The sequence below is a fragment of the Streptomyces griseobrunneus genome, from assembly GCF_046713465.1.
GTDB classification, from domain to species: domain Bacteria; phylum Actinomycetota; class Actinomycetes; order Streptomycetales; family Streptomycetaceae; genus Streptomyces; species Streptomyces microflavus.
The window spans coordinates 5,734,310-5,749,457 of sequence record NZ_CP177080.1 but is presented as its reverse complement, the minus strand read 5'-3'; the positions used below and the strand labels follow the sequence as shown (position 1 = coordinate 5,749,457).

Below are 15,148 nucleotides of genomic sequence, written 5' to 3'. Positions count from 1 at the left end.
ATTGGCTGAGGGGAGCTGACGGGAGCCCGCTGTCGCCCGGTCGGCGCAGTCCGGCGGGCCGTGCGCTCCCTCGCGCCCTTGACTTACCGTGTGGATACCGCCGTCAAGCAGTCCCCCGAGCCTCCGGACGCCCACGCCCCGGCGGCCGCCGCACCCTCCACCGCCGCGTACCGCAACCTCGTCATGGCGACGGTCGGCTTCGCCCTCACCTTCTGGGCGTGGAACCTGATCGCGCCGATGTCCGGCGACTACAAGGACCGGCTGGGGCTCAGCTCGTTCCAGCAGTCGTTCCTGGTGGCCGTGCCGGTGCTCGTCGGGTCGCTCGGCCGTATCCCGGTGGGCGCGCTGACGGACAAGTACGGTGCGAAGCTGATGTTCCCCGTGGTGTCGGCGCTGACGGTGGTCCCGGTGCTGCTGCTGATCCCGGCGAAGAACTCGTACGGGGCGATGATCGCGGTCGGCTTCCTGCTGGGACTCGGCGGCACCACGTTCGCGATCGGTGTCCCGCTGGTCAACTCGTGGTTCCCGCCCGCCAAGCGGGGGTTCGCGCTGGGTGTGTTCGGGATGGGCATGGGCGGGGTGGCACTGTCGGGGTACTTCACCCCGCGCATCGCGAAGCAGGGCGACAACCTGCCGTTCCTCGTGGTCGCGGGGGCCCTCGTGGTGTTCGCGCTGCTGGCCGCCGCCCTGATCAGCGACCACCCCGACCGGAGGGTCCCCACGGACACGCTGGTGCACCGGCTGGGCGAGGCCGGGAAGCTGCGGGTGACCTGGGAGCTGTCGGCGCTGTACGCGATCGGCTTCGGCGGGATCGTGGCGTTCGGGGTCTATCTGCCGACGTACCTGAAGACCTGGTACGAGATGTCGCCGACCGAGGCGGGCACCAAGGCAGCCGGGTTCGCCCTGGTCACCGTCGTCTTCCGGCCGATCGGCGGCTGGCTCTCGGACCGGATCCACCCGGCGCTGGTGACCTCCGGCGCGCTGCTGGTGGCGGCCCTGATGGCGGTCGTCCAGGCCTTCGAGCCGCCGCTGGACCCGGGTGGCACGATCGCGCTGCTGGCCATGGCGGCCGGGCTGGGCACGGCGAGCGGCAGTGTGTTCACCCTGGTCTCCCAGGTGACCCCGCAGCCGAAGGTGGGCAGTGTGACGGGCATCGTCGGCGCGATGGGCGGGCTCGGCGGCTTCGTACCGCCGCTGGTGATGGGGGCGATCTACAGCGCCAAGGACTCGTACGCGATCGGCTTCATGCTCCTGTCCGACCTGGCGCTCGCGGGGTGCGTGTACGCGTACGCGCGGATGCGGACGCTCCAGCGCGACGGGTGAGACGGGCGGGACACGAGGATCCATGAGAACGGCCGCGTTCCCGCCGGAACGCGGCCGTTCGTATGCGGGCCCAGGTTCTACCTGCGCTGCTGCTCGAACCGGTCCGCCCAGTACGCGGTCCGGTCCAGGTAGGCCGTCTCGGCGGCCACTCCGGTCTTGCCGTAGGCCCCCTCGAAGGTCTCGTAGCCGTGGCCCGGCGGCGGGTTGGAGGAGGCCGGTTCGATGGAGCTGCCCTCGTGCCACTCGTTGAACGAGGTGACGGAGACCCAGGTGGGGTCACCGCCGATGGCCGGGTCCAGGGCGTTGTTCCACTCCAGGTCGTAGGAGGCGCCGTCCGCGCGGCCCAGGGTGGGGGTGGTGTTGCCGGGGACGGCCCGGTCGTCGATGTAGCCGGGGGCGACCGAGGGGGCCCAGACCAGGCCGTTGGCCCTGGCGTAGTCGCCCGCCTGCTTCCAGCCGGGGGCGGTGGCGCCGGCGATGCCGTCGTAGGTGTAGATCCCGCCGAAGTGGTCGACCTTGGTGGTGTCGGTGGTCTGGGCGAGGACGATGGCGGTGTCCTTGACGGCGTCCAGGGCCGACCAGTCCTGGATCTTCAGGCTCTCGAAGATGTAGTAGGCGTTGCGGTCGCCATGTGCCGCGTCCCGGTAGAACGCCGGATGGTCGCCGAACTTCCCTTCCAGATAGGCGATGTCGTCGACGACGGAGGCGGCGGTGCGGCCGTTGTACGGCTCGATGTGCCAGGCGACCTCGATGCCGTGGCGGGCGGCGGCGTCCAGGACGTCTCCGGCCAGGGAGTCCTCGTAACCCCCTTGTCCCCACCAGCTGTAGACGATGACGCCCGCGCCGGACCGCTGGACCCACTCCATGTGCCGGTCCACCGCCCCGGCGATGTCCCCGGAGTCGTACGGGCCGAGCTTCGGGTACAGGTCGGCGCCGATGGAGGCGGGCGGGGTGTGGCCGCCCTGCTGCCAGTGGCGCCAGCTCCCTCCCGGGCCTTCCGGGGTGCCGTACCAGGGGTAGTAGAAGAGGTGCACGTTGGACGAGCCGCCCTCCTCGGTGGCCGGGGCGCGCGTGAGGGTGAAGCGGTCGACGTCGAAGAGGGCGCCCGCGCCGCCGGTGAACCGGAGGAACAGCGGACCCGCGCCGGGTGCGGCGGCCGTCAGGGTGGTGGTGACCTCGGTGAACATGTCCCAGCCGCCGGTGGGGGCGACGGCTGCCGAGCCGAGGAGTTGGCCGGTGGCGGACCCGGCGCGGACCTCGATGGTGCCGCCCGCACCGGCCGAGGAGACCCGTGCGGTGAAGGCGGTGGCCCCGGCGGGGTCGAGCGAGGCGTAGCCCGCCCAGTCGCCGTGGTCGATGTACCCGAGGGTGGCGCCGCCGCTCGCCGCCGCGTGCGGGGCGGCCTGGACGCCGGAGGAGGAGGTGTACGCCTCCGCCTCCGCGCTGTCGCCGCCCGGGTCCGGGCCGGGGCCCGTATCGCCGGTTCCGCAGTCGGCCTCGACGGCTCCGGCGGCGTACTGGATTCCCCCGAGGAGGAGTCGGCGGAAGTCCGGGTCGGCGAAGGACTCGATGGTGTGGCCGAGCCCGGTGTAGAAGGAGCGCCCGTCCTGCTGCGGATGGCACCAGGTGATGGGGTGGTCGCCCGCCATCTCGCCGCCGCTGTAGCTGGACTCGTCCAGGGACTGCAGGACGTGGACGTCCTGCCGTGGGTTGGAGCGGTAGTTGTACCACTCGTCGGTCCGCGTCCAGGTGTCGTCCAGGTGCGCGGTCGCCGGGTGGACGTGGTCCTCGGTGGTGAGGCGGGCCTCCTGGATCGCCGGGTGGCTCTGGAACCAGGCGCCGACGAGGTCCTCGTACTCCGGCCAGTCGTACTCGGTGTCGGCCGCCGCGTGGACGCCGACGAAGCCGCCGCCCCCGTCGACGTACCCCTTGAGAGCGTTCTGCTGGGTGTCGTCAAGGACGTCGCCGGTGGTGGAGAGGAAGACGACGGCCTCGTACTCGGCAAGGTTCTGCGGGGTGAAGGCGGTCGCGTCCTCGGTGGCGGTGACGGTGAAGTCGCTGGACGCGCCAAGCTGTCGGATGGCGGTGATGCCCGCCGGAATGGAGTCGTGACGGAATCCGGCGGTCTTGGAGAAGACCAGGACCTGGTACGGGTCGGCTACCGCCGCCGCGCTCTGGATGCCGGGGCTCAGGAAGGCCGCCCCGAGGGCGAGGGCCACGGCGCACGCCAGGCGGCGGACACGGGACATCCTCATCGGCTGCTCACCTCCGCTCCCAGTGTGTTGAACGTGAAGGCGTCCAGGTCGAAGAGGCTGCCCTGACCCGTCGGTCCCTTGAAGACGAAGAAGAGTTCGGTGGATCCGGCGGGCGCGTTGTTCACGTCCGCGGTGATGTCCACGAAGTTCTCCCAGCCGCCGGTCGGGGCGACGGTGAGCGAGGAGAGCAGCGTGCCGGTCGCGGAGCCCGCCCGTACCTCCAGGGTGCCGCCGGCCCCGCCGGAGGCGACCCGGGCGGTGATGGAGGTGGCGTTGGACAGCACGTACGGCTTGAAGGAGACCCAGTCGCCGTCGTCCGTGTAGCCGACCGTGGCGCCGCCCTCGGCCGGGCCGTGGGGGGCGACCTCGATGCCGTTCTGGGCGGCGAAGTGCTCGCCCTGGCGGTGGCGGGGCTGGAGGATGGAGTCGCTGTGGGTGGTCAGACCGCCCGCGTCGGTGTACTCGGCGTCGAAGACCCCGTAGATGTTGGCGGCGCTGTCGTGCTCCCCGTCGACGGGGACGCCGATGGTGCCGGAGCAGCCGTTCTTCGAGGTGATCTGGTGGCGGTGGCTGTCATGGCCGAGGAGGTAGGTGACCTTGACCTTGGAGCAGTCGATCGTGCCGTCCTCGGGGTCGCTGACGCTCACGGTGAAGGGGACGGAGTCGCCGAAGTAGAACAGGGTGCCGTCGGCCGGGGTGTCGAGGGTGACCGTGGGGGCGCTGTTGCCCGCCGTCACGACCAGGCTCGCGGTGCCGGTGAGCCCTTCGGGGTCGGTGACGGTGAGGGTCGGGTTGTAGGTCCCGGCCGTGGTGTAGGTGTGGCTGGGGTTCGGGTCGGTGGAGGTGGCTCCGTCGCCGAAGTCCCAGGCGTGGGTGAGGTTTCCGCCCTCGGGGTCGTTGCTGCCCGCCGAGGAGAAGGTGACCGCGAGCGGGGTGGGCCCGGAGGTGCGGTCGGCGGCGGCCCTGGCGACCGGGGAGCGGTTGCTGCCGGCGAGGTACTCGATGCGGTAGAGCGCCTGGTTGCTCGCGCCGGTCCCGTAGTCGAGGACGTACAGCGCCCCGTCGGGTCCGAACGCGGAGTCCATCACCTGGGTGCCGGTCCACGGGAAGGTGTCGATCACCCCGGGCGATCCGTCGGCCTTCACCTCCACCGGCTTGATCCACTTGCGGCCGTACTCGGTGGCGAAGAACCGGCCGTCGAGGGAGGCCGGGAACTTCACGGCCGAGTCGAGACCGGCGTCGAAGTTGTATACGGGGCCGGCCATCGGGGACTCGGAGCCGCCGCCGAACTCCGGCGGGGAGCCCGCGTCACCGGCGTACCGGATCCAGGCGGGCCGGGCCGGGGGCAGGGTGGCGAGTCCGGTGTTGCGGAAGGAGTTGTTGGCCGGGCCGGTGGCGCAGGCGTACTTCCCGCCGGCCGGACCGCTGGGGAAGGTGTACTCGCCGTACGTCTCCGAGGCGGTGTTGGTCCCCGTGCAGTACGGCCAGCCGAAGTTGCCGGGCTGGGTGACGCGGTTGAACTCGACCTGGCCGCTGGGGCCGCGGTTCGGGTCGGTGGACCCGGCGTCGGGGCCGTAGTCGCCGATGTAGACGGCTCCGGTCGACTTGTCGACGGACATCCGGAAGGGGTTGCGGAAGCCCATCGCGTAGATCTCGGGGCGGGTGCCCGCGGTGCCGGGAGCGAAGAGGTTGCCCGCCGGGACGGTGTAGCCGCCGTCGGCCGTGGGCTTGATCCGCAGCAGCTTGCCGCGCAGGTCGTCGGTGTTCCCGGAGGACCGCTGGGCGTCGAACTGCGGGTTGCGGTCGGTGCGTTCGTCGATGGGCGCGTAGCCGCTCGACTCGAACGGGTTGGTGTCGTCGCCGGTGGTCAGGTAGAGGTTCCCGGCGGCGTCGAAGTCGATGTCACCGCCGACGTGGCAGCACTGGCCCCGGTCGCTCTCGACTTCGAGGACGACCTTCTCGCTGGCGGTGTCCAGCGTTCCGTCGGCCTTCAGCACGAAGCGGGAGAGGTTGAGGTGCCCCTTCCACGGCTCGAAGTCGGCGGCGGAGCCGGTGGTGGGGGCGTCGCCGGGCGGGGTGTTCAGGACGGGTGAGTAGTAGAGGTAGACGTACCGGTTGGCGGTGAAGTCCGGGTCGACGGCGACGCCTTGGAGGCCTTCCTCGTCGTGCGTGTAGACGTCGAGCTTCCCCGCTGTCTTCGTGGACCCGGCCGCGTCGGTGAGGCGGAGTGTGCCGTCGCGGGCGGTGTGCAGGACGGACCGGTCGGGCAGCACGGCGAGGGACATGGCCTCGCCCAGTTCGGCCGGGCCCAGGGCCAGCTGGACCTGCTGGTAGTCGGCGGCGGGGATGTCGGCCGCGACGCGTGGGGCGCGGGCATCGGCATCGGCGGCCGTGGCGGTGACGGTGGGGACGGCCAGGGCGGTGGCCAGCAGTGCGGCGAGCGCGGTGGCGTATCTGGACCACCGCGGGGCGGGTGACATGGATGTTCCTTCCTGACGGTACGTGGGGTCTGTCAGGCAAGGCGCTGTCGCGCTTTGCGACGTGCAGCGACTGCACCGGTGCATGGGGCAGGGGGGCAGGCAGCTTTTTTCTCCTGGAGAGCGCTCCAACTCCCTCACCAGGCAGGCTTTTTGCATGCTGGCAACGCAAAATTAATTTGTCAAGGTCGTGTCAAAATTGCGGTTGAGTGCCCCGTGCAGCGACTCCGGCGGGGAAACCGGCCCCGCGGAAGCCGACCTGTGGTGACGCTGCCCTCATCCCCGTCCGGGTCCCGGCGGGTCGCGCCGGGACGGCCTAGGCTTCCCGGCGTGACCCTCCTTCTTCCCGCGCTCCAGTCCCCCACCGGCCCGGCAGCCTCCCGGGAGGCCATCCGCTTCGGTGACCTGTCCCTGCCCCAAGGCGGCCTCTCCCTGACCTACGGCGGACTGGCCGCGGCCTCCGCCGCGCTCGCCGCCCGGATCGCGGACGCGGGGCGCGTCGCCGTCTGGGCCACCCCGACGGCCGCAACGGTGATCGCGGTGGTGGCGGCGTTGCGGGCCGGAGTGCCGGTCGTGCCGCTCAACCCCCGTACCGGCGAACGCGAGTTGGCGCACATCCTGGCCGACAGCGAGCCCACGGCCGTACTGGCGGGCCCGGACGACGAGCTGCCGCCGGCGCTGGAGAAGCTGCGGCGGGTGACGGTGGACGCGCGGGCGCTGGCGGCGTCAGCAGTGGCGGCATCGGAGGAGTACGGAGCGGGCGAGGCCGGCCCCGAGGCCCCCGCCCTGATCGTGTACACCTCCGGCACCACCGGCCCGCCCAAGGGGGCCGTGCTGCCGCGCCGGGCCGTCGCCGCGTCCCTGGACGCGCTGGAGGACGCCTGGGGGTGGACCGATGACGACGTCCTGGTCCACGCGCTGCCGCTGTTCCATGTGCACGGGCTGATCCTGGGCGTCCTCGGCCCGCTGCGCCGCGGCGGCTCCCTGCGCCACCTGGGGAAGTTCTCGCCCGAGGCCGTGGCCCGCGAGCTGGCGTCCGGGGGCACGATGCTGTTCGGCGTACCGACGATGTACCACCGGCTGGCCGAGGTGCTGGACGCCCCGGCGGGCGGCACGGAGCGGGACGCCCTGGCCGGGGCGCTGGCGGGGGCGCGGCTGCTGGTCTCCGGTTCGGCGGCGCTGCCCGTGCACGACCACGAACGCATCGCGGCGGCGACCGGGCGGCGGGTGATCGAGCGGTACGGGATGACGGAGACCCTGATGAACACGGGGATCCGGGCGTACGGCGTACCGCGCCCGGGCACGGTGGGCCCGCCGCTCGCCGGGGTGGAGCTGCGCCTGGTGGAGGAGGACGGCTCGGTGCTGTCCGGGCCGGAGGCGATCGGCGAGATCCAGGTCCGGGGCCCGAACCTGTTCACGGGGTACCTGAACCGGCCCGACGCCACGGCCGCCGCGCACACGGAGGACGGCTGGTTCCGTACGGGTGACGTCGGCACGGTGGACGAGGACGGGTACATCACGATCGTCGGGCGCAAGGCCACCGACCTGATCAAGAGCGGCGGCTACAAGATCGGCGCGGGCGAGATCGAGAACATCCTGCTGGCCCACCCAGGCGTCCGGGAGGCGGCCGTGACCGGCGAGGAGGACCCGGACCTCGGCGAGCGAGTCGTGGCGTGGGTGGTCGCCGCCGACCCCGGCTCTCCACCCCCTGCCGAAGAGTTGGCGGACCATGTGGCGGCCCAGCTGGCCCCGCACAAACGCCCGCGTACGGTGCACTATCTGGACGCGCTGCCCCGCAACGACCTGGGCAAGATCATGAAGAGGTCGCTCCATGCCCGCTGAGCCCTCCCTTCGTATGACGGCCCGGGAGACGATCGCGCTGCTCACGGGCGGCGCGGGCTTCACCGAGCACCGCCCGCCGCCGCGCACCCTGCCGCCGGACGGTCCGCTCGGCTGGGCAGGGTACGACGCGGCGCGGGAGCGGGCGGCGGAACGCACGGGCGAGGACGAGTCCGTGGTGTACGGGACCGGGGTCGTCGGCGACCGGGAGTGCGTGCTCCTCTCCTTCGAATTCGGCTTCCTGGGCGGCTCGTTGGGGCAGCTGACGGGCGACCGACTGGAAGCCGCGTACGGACTGGCGCTCTCCCGGCGCCTCCCCCTGGTCGCGCTCGTCGCCACCGGCGGCAGCCGGATGCAGGAGGGCATGGTCGCCCTCACCCAGCTCCAGCGGGTGGCGGCCGCCTCCGCCCGGCTGCGCACGGCGGGGCTCGCGCAGATCGCCGTGGTCCGCGACCCCACGACCGGCGGCGGCTGGGCCACCGTGGGGGCCGGCGCGGATGTGGTGCTGGCCCTGCCGGGCGCCCAGGTCGGATTCGCGGGGTCCCGGGTGCGGCCGCCGGACGCGGACCCGTACGCGTACAGCGCCGAGGGCCAGTTCGCGGCGGGCCAGGCCGACGCGGTGGTCCCGGGCGCGGAGCTGCCGGCCACGGTGGCCCTGTGGCTGCGGGCGCTGGGGGCGGGCGGGTCGTGCGAGGCACCCCGGTCCGCCGCGCCACTCCCCCGCGCCCGGCCGTCATCCACTTCCGGGCTGCCTGCGAGCGGCCGGGAGGCGGTGGAGCGGGCCCGTTCCCCGCAACGCCCGCGCGCGGAGGCGTACCTGGCCGACTACTTCACCGTACGGCTCCCCCTCCACGGGGACAGGTGCGGCGGCAGCGACCCGGGGCTGCTGAGCGGCTTCGGGCTGCGCGCGGACGGGCAGCCGGTGGCGTACGCCGCCCAGTGCGGGACCGCGACCCGCCCGGCCGGGTACCGGGCAGCGGCCCGCACGATCCGGCTCGCGGACCGGCTCGGCGTCCCCGTCCTCACCCTGGTCGACACCCCGGGCGCCGCCAACGACGCCGAAGCGGAACGGACGGGCGCGGGCGCGGCCATCGCGGACACCTTCGCGGCGATCGCCGCGGCCCGGGTCCCGGTGACGACGCTGGTCATCGGCGAGGGCGGCTCGGGCGGGGCACTGGCCCTCGCGGCGCCGGGCAACACCCATGTGACGGCAGACAGTTACTTCTCCGTCATCGCGCCCGAGCTCGCGGCGGCGATCCTCAAGCGGCCCCCTGCGGAGACGGGCGCCACCGCCGACCAGCTCCGCCTGCGCCCGCAGGACCTGGTGGAGCTGGGCATCGCCCGCTCGATCGTCTCGTAGAAGACGCTCACGACTGCTGGGTCGCCGCCCGCCCCACCAGCGAGTCCCACAGGGCGACGGCGTGGTCCACGGTGGAGCTGAGGCGCTCCAGGGGCACGCCGTCGCGCGCCTCGACCGACAGCCCGTGGAGGACGGTCGCGTAGAAGGCGGCGACGGACCGGACGTCGGTCCCGGAGGCCAACTCACCTTCCAAAACAGCCTGTTCCAGCCGCGCCTCCAGCTCCGCGACGGCCCTCCTACGCCATCCGGCCAGGAACTCGCCGACCTCCCGGTTCTGCTGGGAGCAGTTGGCGGCGGCGAGGACGATCATGCAGCCGGTGGGAGTGCCCGGGTCGGTGAAGGTGTCGATGTTGCCGCGCAGCATGGCCTCGACGGCACCCCGGGCGGTCGGCTCCTCCCGCAGGGCGCGAGCGGTCGCCGAGCCCGTGGTGGAGCCGTAGAGAGCCACGGCCTCGCGGAACAACTCCTCCTTCGAGCCGAAGGCGTTGTAGATGCTGGCGGAGTTGATGCCCATGGCGGCGGTCAGATCGGTGAGCTTCGCCCCCTCGTACCCGTACTCCCAGAACGTCTCCATCGCACCCCGCAGCGCCGCGTCACGGTCGAAGCCGCGCGGCCGCCCTCTTCCGCCCATCTCCGCCTCCTCGAAAGGGGGTTGCCCCCTGCCCGTCCCTGCCGGTCTACTATTTCTGGATCGTTCAACCTAAAAATAGCTCAACGTGGCAGCGGAAGGAACAACATGCCTCAGTCAGCGGGCAGGGTGGCGCTGGTGACCCGGGGGGCCGCGGCATAGGCGTCGCGATCGCCCTTCGACTGGCCGAGGAGGGCGCGGATGTGGCGCTGACCTATGTCAACGCGGCCGACAAGGCCCGGGAGGTCGTCGCGGCGGCCGAGGCGCTGGGCCGCAAGGGCGTGGCCATCCGGGCCGACAGCGCCGACCCGGCGGCGGTCGTGCGCTCCGTCGAGGAGGCGGCAGGCGCGTTCGGCCGGCTCGACATCCTGGTGAACAACGCCGGGATCTTCCCTTACGGCCCGGTCGAGGACGTGACGCTGGCGGAGATCGACCGCACGCTCGCCGTCCATGTGCGGGCCGTCTTCCTCGCCACCCAGGCAGCCGTGCCCCACATGTGACACGGCGGACGCGTCATCAGCGTCGGGAGCGGGCCACCCGCGTACCCGTGCCGAACGTGACGCTCTACGCGATGAGCAAGTCGGCGCTGACCGGCTCCACCAAGGGCCTGGCCCACGACCTGGCACCCAGGGGGATCACCGCGAACGTCGTGGACCCCGGCCCCACGGTCACCGACATGAACCCGGAGGGCACGGACGAGGCGGAGGAGGAGCGCCTGAGGACGGCCGCGAAGGTTCTGGGCACCGGCGCCGACACCGCGAAGGCTGTGGCCTTCCTGGCGGGCCCGGACGCCCAGTGGATCACCGGGACCTCGCTGGCGGTGGACGGCGGCTACACGGCCTGACGGCGGTGGGGCCGGCCTAGGGCGACAGCGCAGGTGAGGGGCGCAGATGAGCCGTGTCCTGAAGCCGCTGCCCCATTCGTGTGAACGGCCGGCCATCTCCCGGAAGCCGTCGCCCGTCCCTGCATAGCCTCGCCGAGGTTGCCGAGGGAACACCGGGCGGAGGGCGCAGATGGGTGGGAACGCAGTGCAGTTGCCGTCCGGTGTGGTGCACATCGACGAGGCCGAGGCCTGGGCGGAGACGCTCGCCGAGACCTGTGGGCTCGGCGAGGACGACCGGTACAGGATCTGCCTGGCCGTCAGGGAAGCGGCGGCCAACGCCGTCCTCCACGGCAACCGGCAGCACCCCGGCAAACGCGTCCGGCTCGACTGGGAGACCCAGGAGGGCCGGGTGCGCGTCACGGTCGGCGACGAGGGCGACGGCTTCACGCCTCCCCCGCCCACCGTGAAGGTCAACCTGACCCCCTCCGGCCGCGGCCTCGTCCTGATCGACCACCTGACGGACAGCTACACCGTCGCACGCCGCGACGATCCACCGGGAACCGACGTGGTCCTGGTCTTCAGCACCACTACATGGAGGCAGGCACTCATGGCTCAGGCAAACCGCCGCACCGTGGGCGACGTCAGCATCGTCACCCTGACCGGAAAGATCACCATCGGAGTCGGTGACGTAGTACTGCGCAGTGCCGTGCAGGACGAGCTCAGCAACGGCTCGACGAAGATCCTCCTCGACCTGGGGGGTGTCACCACGATCGACAGTTCGGGCATCGGCGAGCTCGTCTCGGCCTACACGACGGCCACCAACCGGGGCGCGAAGCTCAAGCTGGTGAACCTGCCCCCGAAGATCTACGACATCCTGGCCATCACGCAGCTGATCACGGTCTTCGACGTGTACGACACCGAGGACGAAGCGGTCAAGAGCTTCGCCTGATCCACCACCCGGCCCAACCGATGGGCGTCCGGCCATGATCCCGCCGGGCGCCCCTCAGCTCTTTCCTTCCGGTACGTACCCGATCGCCATCAGGCCGATTCCCACCACGCAGGCGTAGAGGGAGCCCGAGGGCCAGGCGAGCGCCAGGAGTATCGCTCCCGCTCCCCAGGCCCGAGGACGTTGCACGCGGTACGCAGCCACCGCCCGGGCACCCGGCCGAGAAGAACGGCGTGAATTCCCGCTACACACAGGGCAACCACGATCGCCATGGCCAGGAGGAGCATGGCGATGAGGAGCGTGCCGAACATATTCAGACTTCCTGCCGCATTCCTCCGGCCGAACTCACCGAGTGGGCATGTACGGCGAGGTTGCGACCCAGGGTCACACGCTCCGGATGTACCGGCCACCCCGCGTGCAAGGCCCATGATGCCCATGGCCGTGAGAGGTAACCAGCGTTCCAGCCGACAGCTCACTGCACACGAGGACGCTCTCCGCGGGGCGTTCGGCTCGCCTATCAGGCACTTCGCGAAACTGAGGAACATCGCATCCACCACCAGGCCGCATGATCGATCGAACTGCGGCTCCTCAGGGCCGCGGTGTCCGGGCAGGCTCCTCCTCGGCTGCGAGAACGCAGGCCTTGATCCGGTTACGGTCGACTTTGCCGGTGGAGGTCCTGGGCAGCGGGTCCGTCACCATCTCGATCACGCTGGGGATCGCCGCGCGCACCGTTCGCTCCGAGCAATGCTGGCGCAGCGAAAGGCTGTTCACGCTTCCCGCATCGGTCAGCCGAAGGCGGGCATGCAGGCGATGACCGGCGACCGGATCGGGGAGGGCGATGACGGCGGCCTCGGCGACGGCCGGGTGGTCCAGGAGGATCTGCTCCACACTCTGGGTGCTGACCTGGAAACCACGCACCTTCACCAGGTAGTCGGTCCGGCCGATCACGCTCAGGGCGCCGTCCTCGTGCAGGGTGACCACGTCGCCGGTGCGGTAGTAGACAAGGCCGGGTGCACCGTCCGGGTGCGGGGCGAAGGTCTTCGCGTTGGGCGCGTTCACGTATCCCGCGCTCTGGAAGGGGGTGTTGACCAAGAGCTCACCCTGACCGGGGCCGGTCAGCGCCCGGCCGTCCTGGCCGATGATCAGCCAGCGCACACCTGCCAGCGGCCGGCCGATCGGCAGCGGTGTACGGAGGGGCCGATCCTGGTCCACTTCGTGGAGGAAGCTGTTGTTCGTCTCGGTACAACCGTAGTTGTTGTACCAGCGTGCTTTGGAGAAGGTGGTGGACACCCCGGCCAGCACACGAGCGGGCATGCTGTCACCGGCGAAGATGACGTGGTCGGGCGTGTCGAGAGAACCGCTTTCCGCTGTCGCCTCTGCGAGCAGCTGGAAGAGCATCGGCACACCCTGAACCACGGACACCGCGTGATCGGCGACCAGATCACGCAGATAGCCGGCCGAGGCACCCCTGCCCGGGTCGACCAGCACGACGGTGCCGCCGTACGCAAGCGTCGTCCACACGTCCAGCATGCAGAGATCGAAGTTGAGCGGCGCGTAGTTGAGGACAGCGACGCCGGTCGTGATCCCGAAGGTCTCGGCCGCCCACTCGGTGAAACGGCCGACCGCCCCGGACGACAGCGGAACGACCTTGGGCAGACCGGTCGAGCCGGACGTGGTGAGCATGAAGGTCACGGCTTCGTCGCCGACGGCCGCGGCGGGGGGGTACTCCTCACAGCCCTTGGGACCCCCCGCTGGATCCACCACCCGGTCGACGGGTGGAGCGTCGGCGAGGCCGAGCACCACCGCGCATCCCGCCTGCTGGAAGAGGGCTTTCAGGGGTGCTTCGGGCAGCTCGTGCGAGGGCAGGAGGAAGGAGCGGCCGGCCATCAGGCAGCCGAGCACCAGGGCCACGGCTTCCGGTGACTTGCGTACCAGCAGACCGACGGGACGGTAGGCGTCCGGCGCCGCCTCCTCGACCTGGGTGCGTGCCCTGGCCGCCATGGCGTACAGATCGCCGTAACTTACGGGCCGGTCCTCCCAGATGAGCGCGGGTGCGCCGGGCTGGGCGGCCGCGTGAGCCGTGAACGACGCGACGAGTGAGCGGGTCATGCCGCACCACCCGCTTCCGCCCGCTCGGCCGTCGCCCGGATGGTCCGCACGGAACGGAAGTTCCCGGCCGTCAGTTCAGGGCCGGCCAGAGTGATGCCGTGCTGCTTCGCCAGCCAGCTCGCGATCTGCAGCACCCCGAGGCTGTCGACCACCCCGGTCGCCAACAGGTCGTAATCTGCGTCGAGTTCGGTCCACTCGACATCGGAGAGAAAGCGCTCGACGACGAATCGGGCGATCTGATCCTCGGAGATCCTGATCAGTTCCTCCGGCTCGATCCCGGACTCGGTGGTCATTTCTGTTTCCCATCCTGGGGTCGTGACATGGGGAGCACCGCCTTGTCTCGATGTTCCGGTCTCACACCTCGAGGAGCGTGCAGAACCAGTGCATGCCGGGGGAGGCGACACCCGCGAGGGCGACGAGGTCCCCCGGGGCCAGTTCTCCGGCCTCCGCGTGCAGGTGGAGGGAGACCAGTTGATCGGCAGCGCCCATGTGGCCGAGTCGGCGGGCGAGTTCGGCGTTGGTGCGGGCGACGTGGATGCCGATCGCGTCGGCGGCACCGTGGATCGCCCGTTGGCTGTCGTTGAAGTAGACGAGCCGGGTCAGTTCGCTCCGGTCACGGCCGGCCCGCGCCAGAGCCTGATCGACCACGTCGGTGAACCGTCCGACGACCTCCCCGATGAACCGCCCGAAGCGCTCGGGGTCCGCGCCGAAGTGTTCGTAGACCGCGATCATCGGGTCCAGGTCGCGATGGGTGCGGCCCGGGGGCGGTACGGGGTGGGCGGAACCACCGATGTCGATACGGAACAGATCCGCGAACTCAGGATTGGTGAAGCTGGCGGAGGAGAGCCGACGGAGGCGTGGATGCCCCCGGCGCAGGACGGCGGCGGCGGCTCCGTCACTGGCGATGGTGCCGTTGAAGTCCATCCGGTTGGTGTGCGTCTCGCTGACCACGTTGACCATGGCCACCAGTACGGTGCCCGTGTCGGGCGAGAGCGCCATCGCACCGGCCGCGTGGTCGAGGGCCAACGACCAGGCGGCGCAGGACTGGGTGAACAGCACGGTCGGGGTGCCCTGGGCGTCGAGCGCCCTGGCCACCGCCGCCGAGGGGTCCCATCCCAGGTACTGGGGGATGTCGGAGTGGCCGAGGACGATCAGGTCCACGTCCGCGATGTCGAGGCCGGCGTTCTTCAGGGCGACGCGGGACGCCTCGGCCGCCAGGTCGACCGCCGTCACCCCGTCGGCCACCCGGTGATAGCTCTCGTAGCCCAGTTTGGTGACAGCCTCGGGATCGGGAAGGTACTCGTGCGCGGTCCCGGCCACATCACGTGGAGTGCCGAAAGCGGTACCGGTCGCGACGATGCCCATCTCCGCCGAAGTCTCCACTGGTC

General features: G+C 71.3%; 10 protein-coding genes and 1 pseudogene. 5 read left to right on the top strand and 6 right to left on the bottom strand.

Annotation, left to right across the window (positions count from 1 at the left end):
- The first annotated feature begins 90 nt into the window (after window positions 1–90).
- Window positions 91–1,323, top strand: a complete 1,233-nt coding sequence (locus ACK8N7_RS25995) for a nitrate/nitrite transporter (protein WP_500444263.1) — start codon at window positions 91–93, stop codon at window positions 1,321–1,323.
- 77 nt (window positions 1,324–1,400) lie between these two features.
- Here the strand turns inward: ACK8N7_RS25995 and ACK8N7_RS25990 are convergent, their stop codons facing one another.
- Window positions 1,401–3,578 carry a glycoside hydrolase family 99 protein gene (locus ACK8N7_RS25990; protein WP_500444262.1) on the bottom strand — a complete coding sequence of 726 codons (2,178 nt, stop codon included), beginning with the start codon at window positions 3,576–3,578 and terminating at the stop codon, window positions 1,401–1,403.
- Window positions 3,575–6,058 carry a PQQ-dependent sugar dehydrogenase gene (locus ACK8N7_RS25985; RefSeq protein ID WP_500444261.1) on the bottom strand — a complete coding sequence of 828 codons (2,484 nt, stop codon included), beginning with the start codon at window positions 6,056–6,058 and terminating at the stop codon, window positions 3,575–3,577. Before ACK8N7_RS25985 ends, ACK8N7_RS25990 begins: the two co-directional genes overlap by 4 nt.
- A gap of 327 nt (window positions 6,059–6,385) precedes the next feature.
- Between ACK8N7_RS25985 and ACK8N7_RS25980 the strand changes: the two genes are divergently transcribed.
- Together ACK8N7_RS25980 and ACK8N7_RS25975 are read left to right on the top strand one after the other, a co-directional pair.
- Window positions 6,386–7,897 carry an acyl-CoA synthetase gene (locus tag ACK8N7_RS25980; RefSeq protein WP_500444260.1) on the top strand — a complete coding sequence of 504 codons (1,512 nt, stop codon included), beginning with the start codon at window positions 6,386–6,388 and terminating at the stop codon, window positions 7,895–7,897.
- Window positions 7,887–9,254, top strand: coding sequence for a carboxyl transferase domain-containing protein (locus ACK8N7_RS25975; RefSeq protein WP_403208391.1), 1,368 nt, complete (start codon window positions 7,887–7,889; stop codon window positions 9,252–9,254). Before ACK8N7_RS25980 ends, ACK8N7_RS25975 begins: the two co-directional genes overlap by 11 nt.
- A 7-nt stretch (window positions 9,255–9,261) precedes the next feature.
- Here the strand turns inward: ACK8N7_RS25975 and ACK8N7_RS25970 are convergent, their stop codons facing one another.
- On the bottom strand, window positions 9,262–9,885 hold the full coding sequence (locus tag ACK8N7_RS25970) for a TetR/AcrR family transcriptional regulator (protein ID WP_500444259.1): 624 nt from the start codon (window positions 9,883–9,885) through the stop codon (window positions 9,262–9,264).
- Between the two features lie 105 nt (window positions 9,886–9,990).
- On the opposite strand from ACK8N7_RS25970, the pseudogene ACK8N7_RS25965 reads away from it, so the two are divergent.
- Window positions 9,991–10,726, top strand: a pseudogene (locus ACK8N7_RS25965) (SDR family NAD(P)-dependent oxidoreductase).
- A 169-nt stretch (window positions 10,727–10,895) separates the two neighbouring features.
- Window positions 10,896–11,654, top strand: a complete 759-nt coding sequence (locus tag ACK8N7_RS25960; RefSeq protein WP_403208387.1) for an anti-sigma factor antagonist — start codon at window positions 10,896–10,898, stop codon at window positions 11,652–11,654.
- 585 nt (window positions 11,655–12,239) lie between these two features.
- On the opposite strand, the gene ACK8N7_RS25955 is transcribed toward ACK8N7_RS25960, so the two are convergent.
- The 3 genes from ACK8N7_RS25955 to ACK8N7_RS25945 form a co-directional block, all read right to left on the bottom strand.
- Window positions 12,240–13,760 (bottom strand): AMP-binding protein, encoded by a 1,521-nt coding sequence (locus tag ACK8N7_RS25955; protein ID WP_500444258.1) that lies wholly within the window; start codon window positions 13,758–13,760, stop codon window positions 12,240–12,242.
- Window positions 13,757–14,053: an acyl carrier protein gene (locus ACK8N7_RS25950; protein ID WP_403208381.1), complete on the bottom strand. Its 297-nt coding sequence runs from the start codon at window positions 14,051–14,053 to the stop codon at window positions 13,757–13,759. Before ACK8N7_RS25950 ends, ACK8N7_RS25955 begins: the two co-directional genes overlap by 4 nt.
- Window positions 14,054–14,114: 61 nt before the next feature.
- Window positions 14,115–15,143, bottom strand: a complete 1,029-nt coding sequence (locus tag ACK8N7_RS25945; protein WP_403208379.1) for a 3-oxoacyl-ACP synthase III family protein — start codon at window positions 15,141–15,143, stop codon at window positions 14,115–14,117.
- Window positions 15,144–15,148: the final 5 nt, after the last annotated feature.

Excerpts from the sequence above, each read along its gene's own strand:
- ACK8N7_RS25990 (WP_500444262.1), bottom strand. The coding sequence starts at position 3,578 with ATGAGGATGTCCCGTGTCCGCCGCCTGGCGTGCGCCGTGGCCCTCGCC.
- ACK8N7_RS25985 (WP_500444261.1), bottom strand. The coding sequence starts at position 6,058 with ATGTCACCCGCCCCGCGGTGGTCCAGATACGCCACCGCGCTCGCCGCA.
- ACK8N7_RS25975 (WP_403208391.1), top strand. The coding sequence starts at position 7,887 with ATGCCCGCTGAGCCCTCCCTTCGTATGACGGCCCGGGAGACGATCGCG.
- ACK8N7_RS25970 (WP_500444259.1), bottom strand. The coding sequence starts at position 9,885 with ATGGGCGGAAGAGGGCGGCCGCGCGGCTTCGACCGTGACGCGGCGCTG.
- ACK8N7_RS25960 (WP_403208387.1), top strand. The coding sequence starts at position 10,896 with ATGGGTGGGAACGCAGTGCAGTTGCCGTCCGGTGTGGTGCACATCGAC.
- ACK8N7_RS25955 (WP_500444258.1), bottom strand. The coding sequence starts at position 13,760 with ATGACCCGCTCACTCGTCGCGTCGTTCACGGCTCACGCGGCCGCCCAG.
- ACK8N7_RS25950 (WP_403208381.1), bottom strand. The coding sequence starts at position 14,053 with ATGACCACCGAGTCCGGGATCGAGCCGGAGGAACTGATCAGGATCTCC.